Origin of the sequence: Corynebacterium sp. KPL3927 (assembly GCF_040225835.1) — a bacterium.
Classification (GTDB): Bacteria; Actinomycetota; Actinomycetes; order Mycobacteriales; family Mycobacteriaceae; genus Corynebacterium.
Window position 1 is genome coordinate 1 of the sequence record NZ_JBEHGD010000040.1, and the last position, 3,755, is coordinate 3,755.

Genomic DNA, 3,755 nt, shown 5'->3' on the forward strand with positions numbered 1-3,755 from the left:
TGGCATGGTGGAAAGGTACCTCACTTCCCCAGCGAGATGCTGGTTTCAAGGTGTCCACCATCTGGGGGTCAGGTCCGCTACCGAAACGCCCACTTTCAATCTATCAACCAACCAATTAAAAGTTGCCGAACTAGAACCGGGTCAAAGCGCAAGATTTGCCAAAGGTGAAGTTGCCGAAGTTCTCTTCGCAGGGTCCGAAGTTCGCAGTACCGAAGCTACCCTAACAACTATGGCTGCTGTTCCAGCACCAAATTGCATTGTAGCGCGAGCAGAAAAGGGATTCGTCCAAGTTTATAACAATTGTGGAGGAAGCGACCCACAACGAGTAAAAGTGGTGCTAGCCTTCGGGCTCGACACTCAATGCAAATCAATTCAACCAGGGACACGTACTAATATTGGCGTTGCCACAGGCCGAATCGATGGCGTTTTCCTTTGCTAACTGAGGGCTGCTGAACTATGAAAAGAGTTGTAAAAAATCACGCTGGAATCTTATCCATTCTAGTCGCACTGAGTTGTTTAGCTCCCCTAGCATATGGGCTGGGTCCAGACGACCCACGGACTAAGAATAATAGAGGGATGTATACGGTGAAGTGCCAAGTCCATCAGAATACAACAGGTAACCCAGTTGTTGGTTTCGTCATCGGAAACCATAAAAATGATCCAGAAAAGGCTGAAAAAGAAGCAAATAACTTCGTTTCCAGATTCGGTGACAATCATGCTAAGAGACACTGTAAGACAATTGGCCAATACAGGCAAAACGGTGCTTATAGCACTAACTGGACTCCAAGATAATATAGAAATATATGCTAAATAAAAGTTTAAATCCAAGCGTCCACATTTGGTGCTATATAACGAAATTCGTCTGTCCATTCGAATCTCTGCCCAAAGCGAAAGAGAAATATCAGGAAGCAGTAGAACGTGTAAGACAGTCTCATAAGGTTCTTTTAGCATCCGAACAAGCTTACCTCTTAGGCCAGACCGAGCCGATATTTAGTCTCCTTATTGATGAAATTGTCGGATTTGGAGAAGAGTTGTCGGACTCAGAGAAAGAAAATTACTCCGTTTTCATTTTCACGACCATCGTTGAGGTACCAGAAAAAGAGGAAGATGATAAAAAAGACCCAGTAATGCAAATTGCTGCAAAGCTAGAGCTAGATGCCGAAGATGATTTTCCCTCAACTTTTCCTAGTCGTACTCGATTAATCTGGATGAGCGAAAGCGGAAAAGAATCGTCAAACTGCATTATTCAATAGAACCTGTCACCAGGTGGAGAAGTATCATTATAACTCTCTATCGTGCTTGACCCCTGTTTGGTGGGCACTTGGATGCGATCTACGAAGCTAAAGGACTGCTCGACACTGTGTGGGCAGCGGTTGGTGGCCGGAGGGGGCTAAAATCGCACCAGAGAGCTAGTAAATTGGGCGAAAGACAACGAAGCGTGAAGCACCACACCGTCTGGAGTCAGCACATCGGAGACTCCTGCCTTTAATCGTCGGCTGATTCCCGGTATGCATGAGGGCAGGAGAAAAGGTGACGCGAGCACTAGCACGCAGACAGTAAAGTTCAACACCTAAAACTCCGACTCAACAGTGGTGCAGGTCTTGAACGTTCACCACTAGGAGCGGTAACTATATTACCTGTGAAATACAGTTATCACTCAATATCTAAATCCTGGAATTTATTGGAAGAATTCCCCTTGCCAGTAACTTCTCCTTTTATGTCTTTTATGTCTTGCCGTACCTCTTTTATAAAGGACACCGCTTTTATCAGGAATAGTGTCAAGGCCACTAGTAATGCTACGGCAAATATAGAAAATATAATATCATATACCATCATAGTTGCATCAAGATAACGCTTGAGCGCGGCCTCCGGAAACCTCAAGGGTTAGAGATAGCGTCGTTGTCCATAAAACCTTCACTGCAGTTGCCTGGAAAGACATTCTAGCTGAGGCTGGAGATATATTTCGGTTCTGCCATTGTTGGGTTATTTCAAGGGAGGGCGAACTTGTAGTGTGGCCAATGGCTCTATGAATTATCGGGCTATGCATATTCCTAATCGTAGCGTTTACTTTCCCACTCTTTGTCGTTGAATAATCTGCATAGAATGAGTACGAGAAAGCGATGCCGTTGTACACAACTCGGCAGTTATCGTGTCGAACCCAGTTCAAATGATCGTAGCTTCGGCAATTGGAAATCCCGGTTCCTCTAGTAGCGTACCTACTAGGTCCCATTTCTACCGTACTAACGGAACCATCCTGGTATATATTCTTCTTCGTTACTCGACCGTACTCCTCAGTTTCTTCACTGCGTATAGGTTCCGATTCTGGATTATCTGCGTCAATTAATTCACCATTCTCAATTTTCCCAATTAGGCGATCTTGAATTGACTTGTCGGTGATTCCATTCTGAAGAAACACGTTCCTATACTCCCGCTCGATAGACCCATCGATAGGGTTATCCAAGCTTTCCACCTCTTGCTCTTCTGTAATTGCAGGGGGAGAGATAATTGAGGAAATTGCAAGCATGCTAGAGAGAATTAATGAACAACTTTTTTCATGAAATTTTCTTCGTATATTTAGAAAGTAAAATGTCTTTACACTTTACATTAAGTTCAATAGTTTTCATAGGATTGTTTCTAATTTGTTACATTTCTGCGGGCGTGACATGCGCGGAGGGTGTCTCTACTGAAAACCTAGGTGCTTAGGTAGTGAGTCATGCTTGCTTAGCAAGGTGAGCTGCACGTGCCTATTGCATAGACGGAGGCCAGGATGTGGATCATGCACGCGCCTGGTCTTTCATGTGCACATAACGATGCACGGTCCCGACAGAGCAGCCGACTCCTTTAGCGATCGCACGCATAGATAGCCCTTGGTTGTGGAGCACCCGGATTTTATCGCGTTTTTCGTGCGCACGTCCGATAAACGCCTTACGAAGTTCCGATGTCTAGCGGCGAATGGTGTGGGGAGGACGACCGATTTTTAGGGCAGCTTCACGTGCGGTGAGCCTTGGAGAGCGTACGCCTAGCCTTCGGGGTGCATCTGGCTTGACCATTCGGTACCTCACTTGCTGTTTCGTTGCGTTGTTGGGACCGTTTTTCGCCTGATTTTCCGCGTGCTGCTCGGATGGCGGACAATTGTTCGGGATTGAATCGTGTCCATACCCAGTGGGCGATGCTGGGGGCGAGGCGGTGGATTTCTTTTTCGGGGAGGGGGTCGCGGTGTTCTTTTTCTAGGTTGAGGTTGGCGGCGATGGCGTGTGCGTGGACAACTTCAACCCAGACGTTGATGCCGTCTGTCCAATTGCGTTTGTTCGCCCTAAAGGCCCAGCGGCGAGTACGGTCGAAGATATCCACATTGCGTCCAAAACCGGAGCTTTCCCGTGGTCGAGGGTCGTTCTAGAGGGGGCAGTGCTCCCAGGCTATCAAGGGCTTGCGCTAGTTAATGGAGGCTGTAGGTGAGGTCGTGTTCTCCCCATAAGGTGCCGTGGTCGTTCTGAGCGGCCTGAAGTGCCCCGGGTTTTGTTCCTAGGCATTTGCCTTGATTTCTATTATTGCCCGTGGCGGGTTCTGCTTCCAAAATTCGGTTTCGACCTCGACCGGGGTTCGGTATCCCAAGCTTTGGTGGAGCCTTGTCTCGTTCCACCATGACACCCACTCGAACGTCGCGATTTCTACCTCGACAACATCATTCCACCTGCGAGTATGGATGAGTTCGTTCTTATGAGGGGCCGTTAACGTTTTCAGCCAGTGCATTGTCA

At 47.3% G+C, this 3,755-nt stretch carries 5 protein-coding genes; 2 read left to right on the forward strand and 3 right to left on the reverse strand.

Going from position 1 to position 3,755, the window contains the following annotated elements; all coding sequences use genetic code 11:
* Nucleotides 1-229: 229 nt before the first annotated feature.
* Nucleotides 230-439 (forward strand): alpha-amylase inhibitor, encoded by a 210-nt coding sequence (locus ABRP86_RS11745; protein ID WP_502879307.1) that lies wholly within the window; start codon nt 230-232, stop codon nt 437-439.
* A gap of 364 nt (nt 440-803) precedes the next feature.
* Nucleotides 804-1,253 carry a hypothetical protein gene (locus tag ABRP86_RS11365; protein ID WP_023024210.1) on the forward strand — a complete coding sequence of 150 codons (450 nt, stop codon included), beginning with the start codon at nt 804-806 and terminating at the stop codon, nt 1,251-1,253.
* A gap of 1,521 nt (nt 1,254-2,774) precedes the next feature.
* Here ABRP86_RS11365 and ABRP86_RS11370 read toward each other — a convergent pair.
* The 3 genes from ABRP86_RS11370 to ABRP86_RS11380 form a co-directional block, all read right to left on the reverse strand.
* Nucleotides 2,775-2,918, reverse strand: a complete 144-nt coding sequence (locus ABRP86_RS11370; protein ID WP_156904645.1) for a helix-turn-helix domain-containing protein — start codon at nt 2,916-2,918, stop codon at nt 2,775-2,777.
* A 70-nt stretch (nt 2,919-2,988) separates the two neighbouring features.
* Complete coding sequence (locus ABRP86_RS11375; protein ID WP_349864435.1) at nt 2,989-3,351, reverse strand: hypothetical protein; 363 nt, start codon at nt 3,349-3,351, stop codon at nt 2,989-2,991.
* A 171-nt stretch (nt 3,352-3,522) separates the two neighbouring features.
* Nucleotides 3,523-3,755: integrase core domain-containing protein (locus ABRP86_RS11380; protein ID WP_502880318.1), on the reverse strand; the 233-nt coding region annotated here is incomplete at its 5' end.

Coding starts and splice junctions, on each gene's coding strand:
- ABRP86_RS11745 (WP_502879307.1), top strand. CDS start 230: ATGGCTGCTGTTCCAGCACCAAATTGCATTGTAGCGCGAGCAGAAAAG.
- ABRP86_RS11365 (WP_023024210.1), top strand. CDS start 804: ATGCTAAATAAAAGTTTAAATCCAAGCGTCCACATTTGGTGCTATATA.